The sequence below is a fragment of the Mucilaginibacter lappiensis genome (genome assembly GCF_050433765.1).
GTDB classification, from domain to species: domain Bacteria; phylum Bacteroidota; class Bacteroidia; order Sphingobacteriales; family Sphingobacteriaceae; genus Mucilaginibacter; species Mucilaginibacter lappiensis_A.
Window position 1 is genome coordinate 333,319 of the sequence record NZ_JBNPWP010000001.1, and the last position, 18,330, is coordinate 351,648.

Consider the following 18,330-nt stretch of genomic DNA (forward strand, 5'->3'; position numbering starts at 1 on the left):
TAGAAGGACAACTTTTTTTGATAAATTACCTACAAGTTTATAAAAAATAGTTGTAAAATACCAAAAAAAATACTTAAAGCCTTGAAAATATTGGTTTTATGAGCCTGCTCAGTAAGTTTATTATAGTTGCTTAATACAACACTTAATTTCTTAATGGCCCTAAATAGTTGTGTTTGTACGGTACGGGGGGATATGTTTAAAATTTCGGCTACTTCTTTATATTTCATTCCATCCTCCTTGATTAGCCGAAACACAATGCGGCATTGCTGAGGAAGTGCTGTAATGGCTTTATCCATTCTGAAAATCAATTCTTTATTTTCAATTTCCTTTTGAGGATTATAAGTGTTTACAAATTCAACGGAATTGGTTTCATCAATCTGTACCAGATGTATGCTGGAGTATTTTTTGATATGATTGAGGGATTGGTTCTTTACAGCTACAAAAAGGTAAGTTTCCGGATTGAGGATCTCGGTTAAGGTTTTACGGTTTAACCAACATTTAACAAATACATCCGAAACTATTTCTTCGGCAATTTCTTTTTGGTTTACGTACAAAACGCAAAACTTAACCAGGGAGTTATTTAACAGATGGAAAAAAAGTTCAAAAGCTTTTTCGTCGTCATTGTTGCAAATGAGCTTCCACAAATTTAATGTATCAACTTTTCGATCTCTCAAGGCCGGGGTATTTAATTTAAACCTTAATTTTAATGTAACAATAATAACACATTAAATGATAAAATGGAAATTTTATAGGCTAAGTTTGAATATTTATTAAAATATTTTAAAAAGTGTGTAGGCAATACACTACCAAATATTGTCAGTTATTATAAATTAGCGGCTAAATGAAAAAGACCCTTACCCTACTTGTTTTAAGCTTGTATTGCACCATTTTAATGGCACAAAAGCACAATGTTTCCAAGCAATATGTCCCACCTGGCGATTCGCTGGTTGAAAAAAAAATAACAGAATGGCAGGACTTAAAGTTCGGGCTTTTTATGCACTGGGGAACCTATAGCCAGTGGGGTGTAGTTGAAAGCTGGAGTATTTGCCCCGAGGATGAGGGATGGACACAACGCAAAGGACCTTATGGCGCCACCTATAATGGTTACAAAGCGGCATATGAAAATCTGCAGACCACTTTTAACCCGGTAAAGTTTAACCCCGAAAAATGGGTTAAGGCAGCAAAGGATGCCGGGATGAAATATGTAATATTTACCACCAAGCACCACGATGGTTTTTGCATGTTTGATACAAAAGAAACTGATTATAAAATTACCAGTACCAAAACTCCTTTTTCAAGCAATCCCAGGAGTAATGTTACTAAGGAGATATTTAATGCTTTCAGGAAGGAAAATTTTATGGTAGGCGCTTATTTCTCCAAACCTGATTGGCATACTGAAAATTACTGGTGGACTTATTTTCCACCAAAAGACCGTAATGTGAACTATGACCCTGCGAAATATCCAGAACGCTGGCAAAAATTTAAGGATTTTACTTATAACCAGATCAGCGAGTTAATGACCGGTTATGGCAAAGTTGACATTTTATGGCTGGATGGTGGCTGGGTTCGCCCTAAAAGCAGCATTGACACTACAATTGACTGGCAACGGGGAATAAAATATGATCAGGATATTGATATGCCTAAAATAGCGGCAATGGGCAGACAAAAACAACCGGGTCTTATTGTAGTTGACCGTACCGTATCCGGTCAGTATGAAAACTATACCACACCAGAGCAGGAAGTGCCCGAAGTACCGCTTGATCACCCCTGGGAAAGTTGTATTACCATGGGCAACTCCTGGAGCTATGTGCCCGGCGACAATTATAAATCGGTACAGCAAATTGTTCAACTGCTGGTAAAAATAGTATCGCGAGGGGGGAACCTGTTAATGAACATTGGCCCCGGTCCTGATGGCGATTGGGACCCTGTAGCTTACGAACGTTTGCAGGGTATAAGCGCCTGGATGAAAATTAATGGCGAAGGTATTTATAGCTCCAAATCTGTAGCCCCATATTCAACAGGTAATATATATTATACTAAAGCAAAGAATGATAAGGCTATTTATGCTTTTATGTTAGCAGATCAAAACAAAGTAGTATTACCTGCAACCATATCAGTAAAGGTAAATAAGCCGAAAAGGGTAACTTTACTGGGCAGCAAGCAACACCTTAAATGGAAGCAACAGGGTGATGGTATAGTAATAAGCATTCCGGCAGGTCTTCAACAAAACAGCGGCTTAAATGAAGCTGCCTGCTTTAAAATGGAATATTAGCATGCTGATTTAGGATAAAATACCACACAAATAGTTAAATAACCATATTTCTGCCCTTGTTGCAGTACTTAATTTTGAAACCAACATCCCACCACATAATGACAAAAATTTACCCTGCAGTTAAAACTGGTTTTTTAAAATTTTCAATAGCTTCATTGTTTTTATGCTGCATTGTTTTTCAAAGCGTAACTACAAAAGCGCAAAGTAAATATGAGTTAAACGAAGGGTGGAAGTGTGCACCCATTGGCAATGTTAAAGAGCAGGGAGCCGATATTTCTCGTCAGGCTTACAGCACATCAGCATGGATGCCAGCAGTTGTTCCGGGTACGGTATTAACCAGCTTAATAGCCGACAAAAAAATGCCTGATCCTTTTTACGGCATGAACAACGAGCAAATTCCTGACATATACAGAACTGGCCGTGATTATTACACCTATTGGTTTGTAAAAGATTTTAAAGAAACGCAGCCTCAGGGCGGCAGCCAGGTTTACCTGAATTTCAGGGGCGTAAATTATAGTTGTGATGTATTCCTGAACGGCCATAAACTGAATGGCAAACCACATGTTGGCATGTTTTTGCGCCAGTCATATAATATAACCAAATGGATAGCTAAAGATGGCAATAACAGGTTAGCGGTTATTGTTCACCCGCCCGATGTAGTGGGTAACCCCAACGGTGGTCAAGGTGGCGATGGAACTATTGCCCGTAACGTAGGTATACAATATACCGCGGGCTGGGACTGGATTCAACCCATCAAAGACCGTAATACAGGAATTTGGGATAAGGTAACCATTGAGAAAACAGGTGCCGTTAGAATAAAAGACCCACATATAGTTACGCTGGTGCCTGGCATCAGGCAGGTTGAAGGACCACAGCAGCCGGCTATTATACAGGTATCGGCAGCGTTGGAAAATGCTACTAATGCACTCGTAACCGGCGAGTTAAAATATAATTTGGATGGCACCGTGGTATCTAAAAAAGTTACCATAAAAGCAAATTCAACACAATTAGTACAGCTAAATGATTACACTTTAAAAAATCCAAAACTGTGGTGGCCTAACGGATACGGTGCACAGCATTTATACCCAATGCACCTGCAGTTTGTAACTGGTGTTAGTAAACTATCTGATCAGGACGATATTAAGGTAGGAGTAAGGCAACTTACTACAGAATGGAATACCCGTACCGAAAGCAGGCAGATCAACATTAACGGGCAAAAGATATTTATTAAGGGCGGTAACTGGATAATATCTGACGAGCTATTGCGCTTTTCGGATGCGCGTTACGATGCCGAGGTGCGTTTTCACCGGGACATGAATCTAAACCTGATTAGGGTTTGGGGCGGCGCGTTAATTGAACGTCCTGAATTTTATGAGGCCTGCGACAAGTATGGCATGCTGGTTTTTCAGGACATGTGGGGATCAGGTGATTGCAACGGCCGCTGGACTGACCCCATGAAGCTGGACGATCAATGGACACGCAGAAAGTATCCGGATGATCATGGACTGTATCTTAAATCTATTGAAGACCAGGTAAAACTGGTGCGTAATTACCCTTCACTGGCGATGTGGTGCGGTGGTAACGAAATTACTCCTCCCGAGGATATTTTGGTAGCTCTGCGCGACACCCTGATGCCTAAACTGGATAATACCCGCTGGTTTATCCCTTATTCAAACTCCGAAGAAATGTCACGCAACGTGCAGGGCGGCAATGGCGACGGGCCTTATGGCATACAGCCTTTATCAACCTTCTGGGCGCACAAAACTTACCCTTTCAACTCCGAAGTTGGCTCAGTTGGCGTAAGCGATTATGAATCGTTAAAAAGATTTATCCCAGCCAAAAACATGGTATTGCCTGAGTATGATGAGACTACCGGTAAAACCAAAACCGATTCTGTTTGGGATTATCATAAATATATTGGCTATGATGGCTTTATTGATAAGTATGGCAAGCCAAAAGATGTAGAGGATTTTGCTACAAAGGCCCAGCTGGTAAATTACGACCAGTATCGTGGTTTAATGGAGGGTTTTAGCTCACACATGTGGGATTGGTATACCGGTACCATCATCTGGAAAACTCAAAACCCCTGGACTGCCATGCGCGGCCAGATGTATGATTATTATTTAGATCCTAACGCTTGTCTTTATGGCCTGCACAACGGCAGTGAACCTCTGCATATCATGTACGACCCTACTGATGGCATGGTGATGGTAGCCAACAATACTTTTAAAACCCATGCCAATATGATGCTGGTAGCCAAAGCTTATGATATGGATGGCAAAGAAAAAATGCTTACCCAGGTTTTTGCGGATGTTACACCAACAACAACCAAAAGATATTTATCGCTTAAAAAAGCAATTGATGGCTTGTCAAAAGATAAGGGTGCTTTCGTTTGTTTTCAGCTATTAGATACAGATAAAAAGATCATTAGTGAAAACATTTACTGGACACCTGACGAAAACGGGAACTATTCGGGTTTAGAGAAAATGCCTAAAGGAAATCTTAACGCATCAGCCAAATACCTGAACAGTGATAAAGTAGAAGTGACATTGACAAATAACGGCAACGGTCCACTGGCATTTTTCAACAGGTTGTCATTGGTAAATGCAGATACTAAACAACGGATGCTACCAGCTTTTTACAGTGATAATTATGTGACTGTTTTACCGAGGGAAGTGAAGAAAGTAATCATCGACTATAAAGGTGCAGATAAAAAGCAACTTTCAGTTGCTGTAGCTGGCTGGAATGTAAGCGAAAAAATTATACAGATCAATAAATAATAACAACCCAATATGATAGCTTTCGCTAAAAAATATATCGCTTTTAAACTCGTATTTCTGTTGATCTGTTGCGGGACTTTAACTGTGCAGGCTCAGGATGCCTCCAAATTCCCACTGATACCTTACCCAAGTCACCTCGTGGCAGGTGAGGGCACATTTATCATCAGCGGTAAAACAAATATTATTACGGCAAAGGAGTTTGTAAATGAAGCGGGCGAGCTTAATAAGTTAATGCTAAAAGCTTTAGGCAAACGCTTGTTGATAGTTAAAAGTAATAAACCGCAGTCAATTAAACTGGTATATGATGCAACACTAATTGCGCCCGAGGCATATAAATTAAACATAAGCAATTCGCAGCTTACCATTGCAGCCAAAGACGCTGCGGGGGTATTTCACGCCATTGAAACCATACGGCAATTGTTGCCTGTTTCTATAGAGCAGGGCACCATAAGTAAGCGATTGGTTTTACCTGCGGTAACTATCGAAGATCAGCCTGCTTATGCATGGCGCGGTATGCACCTGGATGTTTCCCGCCACTTTTTTTCGGTGGCTTATCTGAAAAAGTTTATCGACAGGATGGCCCTGTACAAAATGAATAAACTTCATTTACACCTCACTGACGATCAGGGCTGGCGTATCGAAATAAAGAAATACCCTAAATTAACTGAAGAAGGGGCATGGCGCACTTATAACAACCAAGATTCGGCTTGTATGAAACGTGCAAAAGACAATCCCGATTTTATTATTGATAAAGAGCACATTATTCAGCGCGACGGCAAAACCCTGTATGGGGGATTTTACACCCAGCAGGAAATGAAAGGTGTAGTGGCTTACGCGACTGCAAGGCACATTGATATTATTCCCGAAATTGATATGCCCGGGCACATGATGGCTGCTATTAACTCGTACCCCTTTTTAACCTGCAACGGCGAAAATTCATGGGGTAAGTTGTTCACTAAACCTATTTGTCCCGGTAACGAAACCACTTACGAATTTGCCCAAAACGTATTCAGTGAGATCATGGATATCTTCCCATCAAAATACATCCACATTGGCGGCGATGAGGTAGACCGTACAGATTGGGCGAAATCTGATTCCTGTAAAATCCTTATGCAGCGCGAGGGTATCAAAGACCTGCCTGCTTTACAGAGCTATTTTATAAATAGGATGGAGAAATTTTTTAACTCCAAAGGCCGCAAGCTGATAGGTTGGGACGAGATCATTGAAGGTGGTATTAGTCCAACGGCTATCATCATGTATTGGCGCACCTGGGTTCCTGATGCTCCGGTAAAAGCTGTTAAAAACGGCAATACCGTGATCATGACACCCGGCGAACCTTTATACTTTGATAACCAGCCCGATCAGTATTCCATAGATAGAGTGTACCATTTTAACCCTGTACCAAAGGTTTTAAACGCGGAAGAAGCAAAATCGATCATAGGCGCTCAGGCCAATATCTGGACAGAAATGATCCCATCTGAAAGACGTGCCGATTATATGTATATGCCCCGTTTAACCGCCCTTGCAGAAATGCTTTGGACAAACCAACCGGATAAATATGATTCATATTTAAAACGCCTGGTTAAGCAATACAGCCGGATGGATGCCATGCAGATTAACTATCGATTGCCCGATCTGCCTGGTTTGTTAAACGAATATGTATTTACTGATGAAGGTAAACTAAGCATCAGCAAACCACTGCCAGGCTTAACCATACGCTATACAACCGATGGTTCATTACCTGATACCAAATCGCCCGAACTGCCATCGCCATTAAGTATAAAACAATCAGAACTGGTAAAAGTCGCGGCTTTTACCCCTAACGGTACACGCGGTGACGTTTATAATTTGAATTATACCAAACAACAAATGCTTGGCCCGGTAAAAGCATCACCGCCAAAACCTGGATTGGTTTGTAGTTATTACAAAGCCGCCTTTAAACAAACAGCTTTGATGCAAAACGCAAAGGTTGATAGTATCTTTACAACCAATACTATCGCTGTACCTGCAACAGTAAAAGCGCCGTCTTTTGGTATTTCATACAAAGGATACATCGACGTACCTTCGGATGGTATTTATAGCTTTTATTTAACTTGCGACGATGGCGGTGTGCTAAAGATAGGGCCAACGGTTACCGTAAATAATGATGGCAATCATTCGGCACAGGAAAAGAGCGGGCAGGTTGCTTTAAAAATGGGTTTGCACCCTTTCGCGCTTGATTTTATTGAGGGCGGCGGCGGTTTCAAGCTTATACTAAAATATAGCTTAAATGGTTCGGCCCCGCAGGATATCCCTGCTGAATGGTTTAAAAATTAAAGATCTGAAATGAAAAAGTTTATTGGTTTAGTATTATTGTTTATCGTTGTCAGTGTTCGGGGTTTTAGCCAGGCTCCTCCAAAACCCTATGGGCCGATACCCACCAAAGGTCAGTTGGATTGGCAGGAAATGGGTATGTACTGCCTGATACACTATGGCCTTGATACTTACACCAATAAGGAATGGGGCGATGGGGGCGAAGATCCAAAATTACTAAACCCATCGCAGTTTAGCGCCATGCAAATAGTTGAGGCGGCCAAAGCCGGTGGCTTTAAAGGGGTAGTAGTGGTGGCAAAACATCACGATGGCTTTTGCCTTTGGCCCACTAAAACAACAGATCATAATATATCCAAAAGCCCTTATAAAAATGGTAAAGGTGATATGTTGCAGGAATACCGCGAAGCCTGCGATAAATTAGGGATGAAATTAGGCGTATACTGCTCGCCCTGGGACAGGAATAATGCCAACTATGGTACACCCGAATATGTGAACATATACCGCGAGCAATTGAAAGAATTGTATACCAATTACGGGCCACTATTTATGTCGTGGCACGATGGAGCCAACGGAGGTGATGGTTATTATGGCGGCAAGCGCGAGGTGCGTAAAATTGATCGCTCTACCTACTATGGCTGGTACACTACCTGGGCCATTACCCGCAAACTACAACCCAACGCGGTTATATTTGGTGATGTTGGCCCTGATGTGCGCTGGGTTGGTAACGAAGAAGGTCATGCCGGTGAAACCAGCTGGGCAACCTATACGCCTCATGCACCTGATGAGGGTAAAATTCCGGCTAATGGTTACGTTAAGGATTACGAAGGTACTGAAGGTACCCGGGATGGTTTATACTGGATGCCTGCCGAATGCGATGTATCATTAAGGCCCGGATGGTTTTATCACGAAACGCAAAACAATGGGGTTAAATCGCCCTATACTTTGCTTGATCTGTATTACAAAAGTGTAGGCCGCGGCGCGGCGCTTGATCTGGGCTTATCACCGGACCCACGGGGGATACTCAACGAGATAGACGTAAAATCATTAACCGAATTTGGTAATTTGTTAAAGCAAACCTTCGCGGTTAACCTGGCAAAGGGCGCAACCGTTATAGCCAGTAATGTTCGCGGTGGTAATAAAGCTAAATACGGGCCTCAGTTTTTGCTTGACAATGACCGCTATACCTACTGGGCTACTGATGATAACATAAAACTCCCACAATTGATGATAGATCTGCATAGCCCACAGGTATTTAATGTGATCAGGCTAAGGGAAAACATTAAGTTAGGGCAACGCATTGAATCTGTAGCTGTTGATGCTTTTGTAAATAACAAATGGCAGCAAATTGGCGCCGCGACCAGCATAGGAGGTAACAGGCTTATCCGTTTAACTCAAAACGTTACCGCAAGTAAATTAAGGCTTCGTATTACGGGGTCGCCGGTAGCAATTGCTTTAAGTGATTTTGGTATTTATAAAGAGCCGATACATTTATCGGCCCCAACAATTACCCGTAATAAAAGTGGGGAAGTAGTTATAGGTACAGAAGCCCCGGTAAATGCCATACATTATACTTTAAATGGTGAAGAACCTACCATCTCATCTCCCTTATATGAAAAACCTATCCCTCCTGGCAACGGTAAAGTGATAAAAGCCCGTGCTTTTGAAAGTGCAGGTCTGGCAAGTGAAACAGCCACACAGCAGTTTGGCATTAGCCAAAAGGATTGGGTAATTACAGATGCCTCTGGTACAGATGGGGATGGAAAAAGGGCCGAGAATGCCATTGATGAGCATACCAACTCCTTTTATAGTACCCTTAAACATAATCAGGATACCATTGCTTTCCCTCAGCAAATAGTTATTGACATGGGAAAAAGACAGGAAATAAAAGCCTTTTCTTATTTGCCAAGACAGGATAAACAATCAGAAGGAACTGTTGATCGTTATAATTTTTATGTTAGCCCGGATGGCCAGGATTGGATAAAAGTAGCCTCGGGCGAATTCTCAAATATTAAATCAAATCCAATTGAACAAACAGTAACATTATCTCACGTGGTTTTTGCCCGGTACTTTAAATTTGAAGCCGTGCATGTAATTGCTGGCAATGGTATTACAGTTGCCGAATTAAGCGTTTATTAATAAACTATTAAGTGTACGGGTTTATGTTTGAAAAGAAATTATAAACCACGTACCATTTTCTATAAAATCACAAATGAAAAAACAAATTTGTTTAGCCGGTTTACTGGCATTGTTTAGTTTAAATTCCTTTAGCCAGTCGCACAGGTCGACCCCTTTAAGTAAAGTTGCCGGCTTAACCCAATATGTTGACCCATACATTGGCACGGGTTTTCACGGCCATGTTTTTGTTGGGGCCAGTGTGCCTTTTGGTGCGGTGCAGCTGGGGCCAACCAATATATCCCAGGGCTGGGACTGGTGTTCAGGATACCATATATCTGATTCAACGATAGTTGGTTTTCAGCACACCCATTTAAGCGGTACCGGTATTGGCGACCTGGGCGATATTTCATTTATGCCTACAACCGGCCCGGTAAAAGTATTCAAAGGCAGCATAAAAGATTTGCAAAGCGGGTATACCTCCCTGTTTAGTCATAAAGATGAAGTGGTAAAACCCGGCTACTATAAAGTAAAACTAAAGCGTTATGATATAGGCGTTGAGCTTACCGCCAGTACAAGGGTAGGGATGCACAAATATACTTTCCCGGCATCAAAAGATGCGCATGTGGTTATCGACCTGCAGGAGGGTATAGGCTGGGACAGGCCGATGGAAACATATATTAAACAGGTAGATAAGAATACTATTTGCGGTTATCGTTTTTCAAAAGGCTGGGCTGTTGATCAGCGCATTTACTTTACCGCGGTTTTCTCCAAACCTATAAAAACGTTTGCCGTGTATGATAGCACAGCAAATGCACCGGGTGCAGAACTAAAAGGTATAAAAGTTAAAGGTGTAGTAAGTTTTAGCACCACTAAAGGCGAGGTAGTTTATGCCAAAGTAGGTATATCACCGGTAAGCGCCGAAAACGCGATGCTGAATATTAAAACCGAAATACCAGGGTGGGATTTTAACAAGGTGGTAGCCGATGCTGATAAAGCCTGGAATACACAATTGGAAAAAATCACTATCAAAACCGATTCATTATCACAGCTTAAAAAGTTCTATACCGCTTTTTATCATACGATGATAGCTCCATCTGTGTTTAATGATGTAAATGGTGAGTATTGGGGAACTGATAAAAAGGTGCACAAAAATGTCGGATTTAATAATGTGACTACTTTTTCATTATGGGATACTTACAGGGCCAACAATCCGCTGTCTACCATTATTCATCCCGAACATACTAATGATATGATCAACTCCATGCTGACCATTTATCAGCAGCAGGGTAGTCTTCCGGTTTGGCATTTAATGGCCAACGAAACCAATTGTATGGTGGGCTATAGCGCCGTACCGGTTGTGGCCGATGCTTTGTTAAAAGGCTACAAGGGCTTTGATGCCAACTTAGCTTATGAAGCCATGAAAACCACCGCCATGCAGGATGCCCGCGGTATTAAATATGTTAAAAAGCTAGGTTATATCCCGGCCGATAGCACTGCTGAATCTGTTTCGATGGGTATGGAATACGCCATTGACGATTGGTGTATTGCGCAGGTAGCAAAAAAATTAGGCAAACAGGCTGATTACGAATATTTCAGCAAGCGCGGTCAATATTATAAGAACTATTATGATCCCAAAGCCGGCTTTATGCGCGGTCGCTTGTCTGAAACCGCATGGCGTACACCATACAGTCCCTTTATTTCCATCCATGAACACGGCGATTTTACTGAAGGTAACGGATGGCAATACACCTTTTTGGCACCCCAGGATGTGGAAGGCCTGATCAATCTTTTAGGTGGTGACGCAAAATTTAATACCAAGCTCGATTCGTTATTTATAGCAAAGGGCGATATGGGGAAACTTGCTTCGAATGATATATCAGGCTTGATAGGGCAGTATGCTCATGGCAATGAGCCAAGTCATCCAATGACCTATTTTTATGCTTATTCGGGCCAACCCTGGAAAACAGCTGAAAAAGTGAGGTATATTTTGGATGATTTTTATACCGATAAAACCGACGGTATAATAGGTAATGAGGATGTTGGCCAGATGTCGGCCTGGTATGTATTATCGGCGCTTGGTTTTTACTCAGTTAACCCGGCAAATGGCCTGTACGTGTTTGGCAGTCCGGTTATCAATGAGGCTACACTAAAATTGCAGGGAAATAAAACGTTCCATATTGTGGTAAAAAACAATGGTCCACAAAATAAATATATTAATGCCATGCAACTGAATGGTAAAACCTATAATAAAACCTATTTCGCCCATACAGATATCATAAATGGCGGCGAACTGGTGATCACCATGGGCGATAAACCGGGCACCGTTTGGGGTGTAGGGGATACCAACAGGGCGGTATCAGTGTTGAAGTAAAATACACAACGCGTCATTGTAAGGAAGCCCCCTCTAAATCTCCCCCGGTAGGGGAGACTTTTGGTTTTAAGCCCTCCCTTCCGGGGCGGGTTGGGTTGGGCTAATTGCTTCCTTGCAATGACGCGTTTTTTAATAATTATTTCTTCGGCTGATAAAGCTGATTCATGAAAATACTTAGCCCGTATTTAGCCGATCTCCATTTTTGATCCAGTTCTGCCGGTGCCGGACCGGGGCTTTGCGCGAAGTTTCCGGTAATGATATCCAGGTCGCCATCGCCGTCAATATCAGCTGCCTCCAGGGCTAATGTTTTTATAGGGATCTCACTTTTTAGTGTATAAGATTTAAAAGCAAATTTATCCTTGTCTATATTCTCCAGGTAAACAAACGACTCATCAACCAGTTTACTAAACTCCGGGAAAAAGGCTGTGGCAGCAAAATCAATATCGCCATCCTTATCAAAATCCTCGGCTAATACCCGGGTTACGCCATATATAGGGTAAAAGAATTTCTCTTTAAAAACATCGTTACCCTGGTTAATATTAAGCCTGATACCGTGATAAGCTTTCAGGATGTTGGAGTAATCGGCGTTATCACCATGCACCGTTACAATATCTGTAAGGCCATCGTGATTATAATCAACTAAAACCATATCCGTTGTGCCATAGTTTGGTGGGAAACGCAAAACTCTTTTGGCTTTGAATTTCAACTTATCCTTTTGATAAAAGATCCAAACGCTTTCATCCCCCTGCGAAAACATGGCCACAATATCTTTCCTGCCATCACCATCCATATCTTTAATATAGCACTTTATAGCGCCTGCAAGCGGCATTAAAACCTGTTCGGTGTACTTGCCTGCCCGGTCCTTTTTAAACAGCGAGAGCGAGCCTGTTTTGTTGCCAAAATTACATACCACAATTTCGGGTACACCATCATTATTCAAATCTTCAATTTCGGTGTGAACAGGGCGGTGTAAAGCTGTAACTAATGGCGAACTGGTACTATCTTTAAGTTGTGAATACGATCCTGTACTTAATTCGGTAGGATATAATTTACCAATCTCCGTAAAATAAGTATCGCCTTTATAAAAGTTAAAGTCAACCACTGGGCTATTGCTATCTACAACTTTGGTTACACCTTTATCGTACTGCCAATTGTATACCTTTTTATAAAAATCACCTATCCAAAGGGTTTTTGTGGTTGTGTTATATTTCAGGCCGGTTATAAGGGAGGGCGTTTTGTCATTTATCTGGATATCCTGCCTTACAAACTGTTTTAAGGTACTGTTGCGCGTTAACCGTTTTTCATCAAGCGAAACACTGTCGGGTGCAATGTTCAGGATATAATTAACAATTTTACCATACTCTTCATTGGTCAAAACAGGCTCATCGGGTATAATGCGGTTCTTTTTTACAATAAGCCGTTCTTCATCGGTCAACCCCCTTAAAGGATCATAATTAGGATAGATGATCCCCATGCGGCTGGCCATGATAGGTAACACATGACTTTGCCATATATTTTTAGTTAAACTGGCGGGATCGGGCTCCATATGGCATGTGGTGCAATACCTCATGAACAACATTTTACCATCATCATTAACAGATACCGGCTTTTTTGCAGTGAACGAGTTAAGGCAAATAATGGTGGTTAAAACAAAAAGCCCGGTTAAAATTAATGCTCTTAAATTCATAAGCTGATTGTTTAACTACGTGGAGTTACCTACTTGTTTTGGCGGGTAACTTTAGCTGCTTTAATTTTTTCAATAACCTTAGCCCCAACCAACCGGCCTTGTTTATTACCGAAAACTATGGCATCCTTAAAATGAATGCCTCCGTAAAACCGGGATATGGATGCCTCCTCGGCAGCCTCAATAAATGATTTAAAGCTTCGCGGCCCTACGCCATATGGTACTTCAGAATCATCGGTGTATGAAAAATTATCGCCCAACAGATAAGTTAAAACACCCGCCGAGGCATTTGACAATACCGCGTGTCCGCTGGGGTATTCAGGGAATGGCGGTGTTTGTAAATAAGGCACCCAGGTAATATCGATGTATTTGTTGATATAAGTTTCGGGGCGAATGCCATTGCTACGGTATTTCTCGTCCCAACAGCTTATAAAGGCATCCATCAGGGTAACTGCTTCCAGCGTTAGCACGGTAACAGACTTATCAAAACTCAGGTTAGCTTTTTTTACCGCGATACCTGCGATATTCATCCAATGCCCACCCGGACTGATCTTTTTAAACCCGATCATCATGTGGCCAGACGTGGTAACAGCAAAAGGGTTACAATCCCAAAATGAAGCAATATTGATCTGTTCCATTGGCGGATTTTTAGAAACCGCATAAACCGCATAGGCCTGTTTATAAAATTCACTCGTACTATCCGTGCTAAAAGGAGTGGGCCTAACCGGTACAAATTCATTGGATGAGTCGATAAGCATTGGCCGGATGGTTTTCCAGTTTGGTTCAACCGCTTCCATATAGGTGGGAGGAGTAGGATACCAGTTTTTACCGCCTTTTAAAGGCGTATAGCGCAGTTTACCACTTAGTTTGCTATAGTTATCGCCTTTGGAATATTTAATGACCTTAGCCGCCATCTCTGTAGCCGCGGTTATAGATTGTTTTATTACCTCGTCATCAATTTTATTGGCTTTTAGTAATTTGATGTACTTATCTTCATCGTCTTGTAGCATAAAGCCCGATGGCAGCATTTGTTTGCCGGTTTCCAACATGCAGTATATGGCAGCTATCTGGTAATTGTACTTACCATTATCAATGCTGATATGGTTATCTTCTTTATAGCTTTTTACAAAATTGGCCAGGGGGACAATATCTTTATTGTTTAAAGATGTAAGGTTGTATGCGCCCAGCATCACATAATTATAATAACGGGCAGCAGCAGGCGGGTTTACCACATCATGTATCATCACAGCCGAAATGGCATTGATGGCCTTGTCGAGCTGTAAATATTCGGGAATTGTTTTTTTGCTTTTTTGCGCGTAGGTAAAAGTAACACTGCACATCACCAGCAAAAAAGTGAATACATTTTTGATCATTAGTTCTCTTTATAAAATTGTAGCGCCTGGCCCGATACACCGATCAGCACATATTTGGCACCGTTTATTTTTATCTCTGTGGCCGATTTTACATCACCGGTAACTGATAGGCCGGACGATGGTTGGCTTTGATATTTAAAATCGCCTTTCCCATCACCTGTTAACAAACAGCCGTAGTTTGCATCAAAGCTGCCTAATTTTAAGCGGTTATCCGCGTGATTTCCCAACAGCAACAGGTCGGTTTTGCCATCATGGTTAAAATCGGCAGCTACTACTTTGGTTACCATAGAAAACTGGGCCTCAAGCGGTAACGGCGCTTTTATAAATTTGCCGTTTCGGTTTAAAAAGCAACTGGTCTGCACGTCATTAGCGGTTAGCTTGGTGGCTTTTGCCAGATCATCCGGACTAAAAATATCCTTCATAGTAGCATCGCAATACGCTTTGTACGAACTGAATTTTTTACGCATAGGATAGATCTGCTCATTCAGTTCATCGCGGCTTACAAACGGATAGCTCACCCCTTGTATATAAAAGTTAAAAAATGGATCTATTGATCCGTTACCGTCAAAATCGGCATAGTACATTTCAGCGGGCTGAGCATCAGTTGTGTGAATTTGCGTATTGTTACCGAGGTTACCTGCTATGATATCAGGCTTTCCGTCGCCATCCACATCGGCAATGGTTAAGCTGTTCCAAAAGCCATTTTCCTGGTGGTCAAAATATTTAGCGGTTTCGTCAACAAAGCCATTAGTTGTATTGGTATAAACCAAAATGGGCATAAACTCGCCGCAAATGATCAGGTCCTTACGGCCATCGTTATTAAGGTCTGCCCATTGTGCATCTTTTACCATGCCACATTGTGCAAATGGCGCATCGGTAATTACAAAGTGCCCGTCGCCGGCGTTGGTTAATAAATAACTTTTGGGCGTTACCGGGTATTGGCCGGGAATGGTACTGGCCCCAACAAACAGGTCGATCTTACCATCATTATTATAATCATATGGGCGGATGCATGATTTACTATCTGCATTTAGTGCGGGTAGGGAAGTAGTTGATAAAGTGAAATTGCCCTTGCCATCATTAAAATATAGTTTATCCTGCAGATCAGAGGTGCCGGGCTCTAATAAAGAATAGCCACCTTTGGCTACGTATAAGTCCTGGAACCCATCGCCGTTGGCATCAAAAAATACTGCTGCCGAAGTGTTTTCATTGTTCAGGTCAGACACTTCGTTTATCGTGAACATGCCTCCCGGTTTCTGGATATATATTTTACCAGGTGTGTTTTGATCGCCGCCGATAAACAGGTCTTCCAGTCCATCTTTGTTAACGTCACCTTTGGCTATAACAGGGCCGGTTTTTGAGCTCATAAAAAGCATCAGCAACTGGCGCTTAAAATCATTTATGGTGGTTTCGGTATGTTTATAGTCAATAATTGGTTTTGCAAGGCTAAAGGTGGGTTTAGCAATGCTTTTGCCGACAGGTTTGTATGCGGATAGTCCGCTTTTGTAAGTAATGTTTAAGCGCTGATTTACCTTAACAGCTGTCAATAACTGTGTAGTTTGATCGGGCCATATCACCCGTATCGAATCAACTTTGCCTTGATCGCCTAAACCGAAGTTTAATACTGTTGATACACACGATAGATAACCACGGTTAGGGTTAACCTCCTGGTACTGAATTTTTTTATCATTATATAAATAAACTTTAGCGCCAATAGCATTTACATTAGGACCATTTTGTTTTAAGCTTATAGCTACATAATTCTTTTTGGCGGTTTCCATGGTCATGTTTTGATATATGGAAGCTTCTCTGTTAATATTGTTGGTAATCAGGTCAAGATCACCGTCGTTATCCAGGTCGGCATAAACCGCACCATTTGATATCCCCGGTTTGGTTATGCCCCAATCCTGTTTTTTTTCGGTGAAAGTAAGATCGTGATTGTTTTGAAAAATGTAGTTTGATAAAGCGGTTGATGGCATGGCTTTCACCAGGTCCATTAACAGGTAGGGCTCACGGTCCATAGCTTTTTTTAGCTTGTAATCGCCCCAATAGCGTAAAAAATCCTTGTTGGTATAGTCTCTGAAATAACCATTTGATATAAAAATGTCCTTATAGCCATCATTATCAAAGTCGGCCATCAATGGGCACCAGCTCCAATCTGTATTTGATATGCCAGCCAGTTGACCAATCTCGCTGAAAGTGCCGTCGCCATTGTTTAACTGTAGCATATTACGCATGTACTGTTTGTACAAGTCCTGCTGCAGCATCAGCTCAAACGATTCGTAATTTTCCTGTAATTGTAAAAGTTTTTGCCTGCGGTTATCGGGCGGTAACATATCCAGGGTAAGGATGTCAGCAAAGCCATCATTATTCATGTCGGCAATGTCCACACCCATTGAAAATTGCGCAAGATGCCTTAAGCTTTGCTTGCTTTTGTCTGTAAAAGTTCCGTCCCCGTTATTGATGTACATATAATCGGGTTCGTTGTAATCATTAGTTACATAAATATCCTGGTAACCATCTTTATTAATATCGGCAATGGCTACACCCAATCCAAAAGTGAGCGGATTTTGAATGATGCCTGCCTTTTTTGAAACGTCAATAAAATGACCGCCCTGGTTTTCAAAAAGTTTGTTACTGGCCAGTTCGTCGGTTTCTTTTTTGTTTTGGGCAAACTCTAAATTGCTGATCTTTTTAACATTGTGGTTAAGCAAAAACATATCAAGCTTACCATCATTATTATAATCAAAAAACACAGCCTGTGTACTATACCCCGGATCATCTAAGCCGTATTCTTTTGCTTGTTCAACAAATTTGTTGTTGCCTTTATTTATGAATAATTGATTGCGGCGTTTACTGTTATCGCCAAGGCCCGAGTAGCATACATAAATATCCAGTAAACCATCGCCATTAACATCGGCCATGGTAACACCGGTTTTCCAATCGCCCGGCCTGCCCGCTAATCCTGTACCTGCATCCTTAGTAATATCTTTAAACTTCATATTACCCAGGTTAAGATACAGCTTGTTCTGTCCTAAATTACTGGTGAAAAACAGATCCTCAAAACCATCGTTGTTAATATCACCTACAGCAACGCCACCGCCATTGTACAGGTACTCGTATGACAGCACATTTAAACCCTCACTCTCAACCAGGTCATTACGGAAGTTTATGCTGGTTGCTTCTTGGGGCAATAGTTTAAAAAGCGGCTGTTGAGCTTTAACAGCCAGGCTATAATAGCATAAAAAGAGTATAGCGCTCCATTTATTGATAAAAACCTTTTTTAAAAAGGACCTAAATGGGAGTAAACAATACATTAATTAGAGGATTTTATTTTGAGTACCGGATGTATAAAAATAAGGAATTGATTTGCAATTACTACCAATATCAACGCCCCATTTAGCATAAAATCAAAAAACAAG

The 18,330-nt window shown here is 41.5% G+C and carries 9 protein-coding genes; 5 read left to right on the forward strand and 4 right to left on the reverse strand.

Translation table 11 applies throughout. The features are described 5' to 3' along the window. Nucleotides 1-29: 29 nt before the first annotated feature. Entirely contained in the window at nucleotides 30-674 is a 645-nt protein-coding gene (locus tag M2273_RS01565; protein ID WP_429392117.1) for an RNA polymerase sigma-70 factor, read from the reverse strand. A 167-nt stretch (nucleotides 675-841) separates the two neighbouring features. Between M2273_RS01565 and M2273_RS01570 the strand changes: the two genes are divergently transcribed. The 5 genes from M2273_RS01570 to M2273_RS01590 all read left to right on the forward strand — a co-directional run bounded on the left by M2273_RS01570 (nucleotide 842) and on the right by M2273_RS01590 (nucleotide 11,851). After that, nucleotides 842-2,272 carry an alpha-L-fucosidase gene (locus M2273_RS01570; protein WP_429392120.1) on the forward strand — a complete coding sequence of 477 codons (1,431 nt, stop codon included), beginning with the start codon at nucleotides 842-844 and terminating at the stop codon, nucleotides 2,270-2,272. A gap of 98 nt (nucleotides 2,273-2,370) precedes the next feature. Further along, nucleotides 2,371-5,052 (forward strand): glycoside hydrolase family 2 protein, encoded by a 2,682-nt coding sequence (locus M2273_RS01575; RefSeq protein ID WP_429392122.1) that lies wholly within the window; start codon nucleotides 2,371-2,373, stop codon nucleotides 5,050-5,052. Between the two features lie 12 nt (nucleotides 5,053-5,064). Then, entirely contained in the window at nucleotides 5,065-7,368 is a 2,304-nt protein-coding gene (locus M2273_RS01580; RefSeq protein ID WP_429392125.1) for a family 20 glycosylhydrolase, read from the forward strand. A gap of 9 nt (nucleotides 7,369-7,377) precedes the next feature. Continuing rightward, the gene (locus M2273_RS01585) at nucleotides 7,378-9,501 is read left to right on the forward strand and encodes an alpha-L-fucosidase (protein WP_429392127.1); all 2,124 of its coding nucleotides are present in this window, start codon (nucleotides 7,378-7,380) and stop codon (nucleotides 9,499-9,501) included. A 73-nt stretch (nucleotides 9,502-9,574) separates the two neighbouring features. Beyond that, nucleotides 9,575-11,851 (forward strand): GH92 family glycosyl hydrolase, encoded by a 2,277-nt coding sequence (locus M2273_RS01590; RefSeq protein WP_429392128.1) that lies wholly within the window; start codon nucleotides 9,575-9,577, stop codon nucleotides 11,849-11,851. Nucleotides 11,852-11,987: 136 nt separating this feature from the next. On the opposite strand, the gene M2273_RS01595 is transcribed toward M2273_RS01590, so the two are convergent. The 3 genes from M2273_RS01595 to M2273_RS01605 are packed head-to-tail and all read right to left on the reverse strand — an operon-like array spanning nucleotide 11,988 to nucleotide 18,102. After that, on the reverse strand, nucleotides 11,988-13,538 hold the full coding sequence (locus M2273_RS01595; protein ID WP_429392131.1) for an FG-GAP repeat domain-containing protein: 1,551 nt from the start codon (nucleotides 13,536-13,538) through the stop codon (nucleotides 11,988-11,990). Between the two features lie 29 nt (nucleotides 13,539-13,567). After that, the gene (locus tag M2273_RS01600; protein ID WP_429392134.1) at nucleotides 13,568-14,908 is read right to left on the reverse strand and encodes a vanadium-dependent haloperoxidase; all 1,341 of its coding nucleotides are present in this window, start codon (nucleotides 14,906-14,908) and stop codon (nucleotides 13,568-13,570) included. Further along, the gene (locus M2273_RS01605) at nucleotides 14,908-18,102 is read right to left on the reverse strand and encodes a VCBS repeat-containing protein (RefSeq protein ID WP_429392136.1); all 3,195 of its coding nucleotides are present in this window, start codon (nucleotides 18,100-18,102) and stop codon (nucleotides 14,908-14,910) included. The genes M2273_RS01600 and M2273_RS01605 overlap by 1 nt, the downstream gene beginning before the upstream one ends. Nucleotides 18,103-18,330 lie beyond the last annotated feature (228 nt).

What these genes read in the sequence shown, in the direction of transcription:
- M2273_RS01600 (WP_429392134.1), bottom strand. Translation starts at nt 14,908, where the DNA reads ATGATCAAAAATGTATTCACTTTTTTGCTGGTGATGTGCAGTGTTACT.
- M2273_RS01570 (WP_429392120.1), top strand. Translation starts at nt 842, where the DNA reads ATGAAAAAGACCCTTACCCTACTTGTTTTAAGCTTGTATTGCACCATT.
- M2273_RS01585 (WP_429392127.1), top strand. Translation starts at nt 7,378, where the DNA reads ATGAAAAAGTTTATTGGTTTAGTATTATTGTTTATCGTTGTCAGTGTT.
- M2273_RS01580 (WP_429392125.1), top strand. Translation starts at nt 5,065, where the DNA reads ATGATAGCTTTCGCTAAAAAATATATCGCTTTTAAACTCGTATTTCTG.
- M2273_RS01590 (WP_429392128.1), top strand. Translation starts at nt 9,575, where the DNA reads ATGAAAAAACAAATTTGTTTAGCCGGTTTACTGGCATTGTTTAGTTTA.
- M2273_RS01575 (WP_429392122.1), top strand. Translation starts at nt 2,371, where the DNA reads ATGACAAAAATTTACCCTGCAGTTAAAACTGGTTTTTTAAAATTTTCA.
- M2273_RS01595 (WP_429392131.1), bottom strand. Translation starts at nt 13,538, where the DNA reads ATGAATTTAAGAGCATTAATTTTAACCGGGCTTTTTGTTTTAACCACC.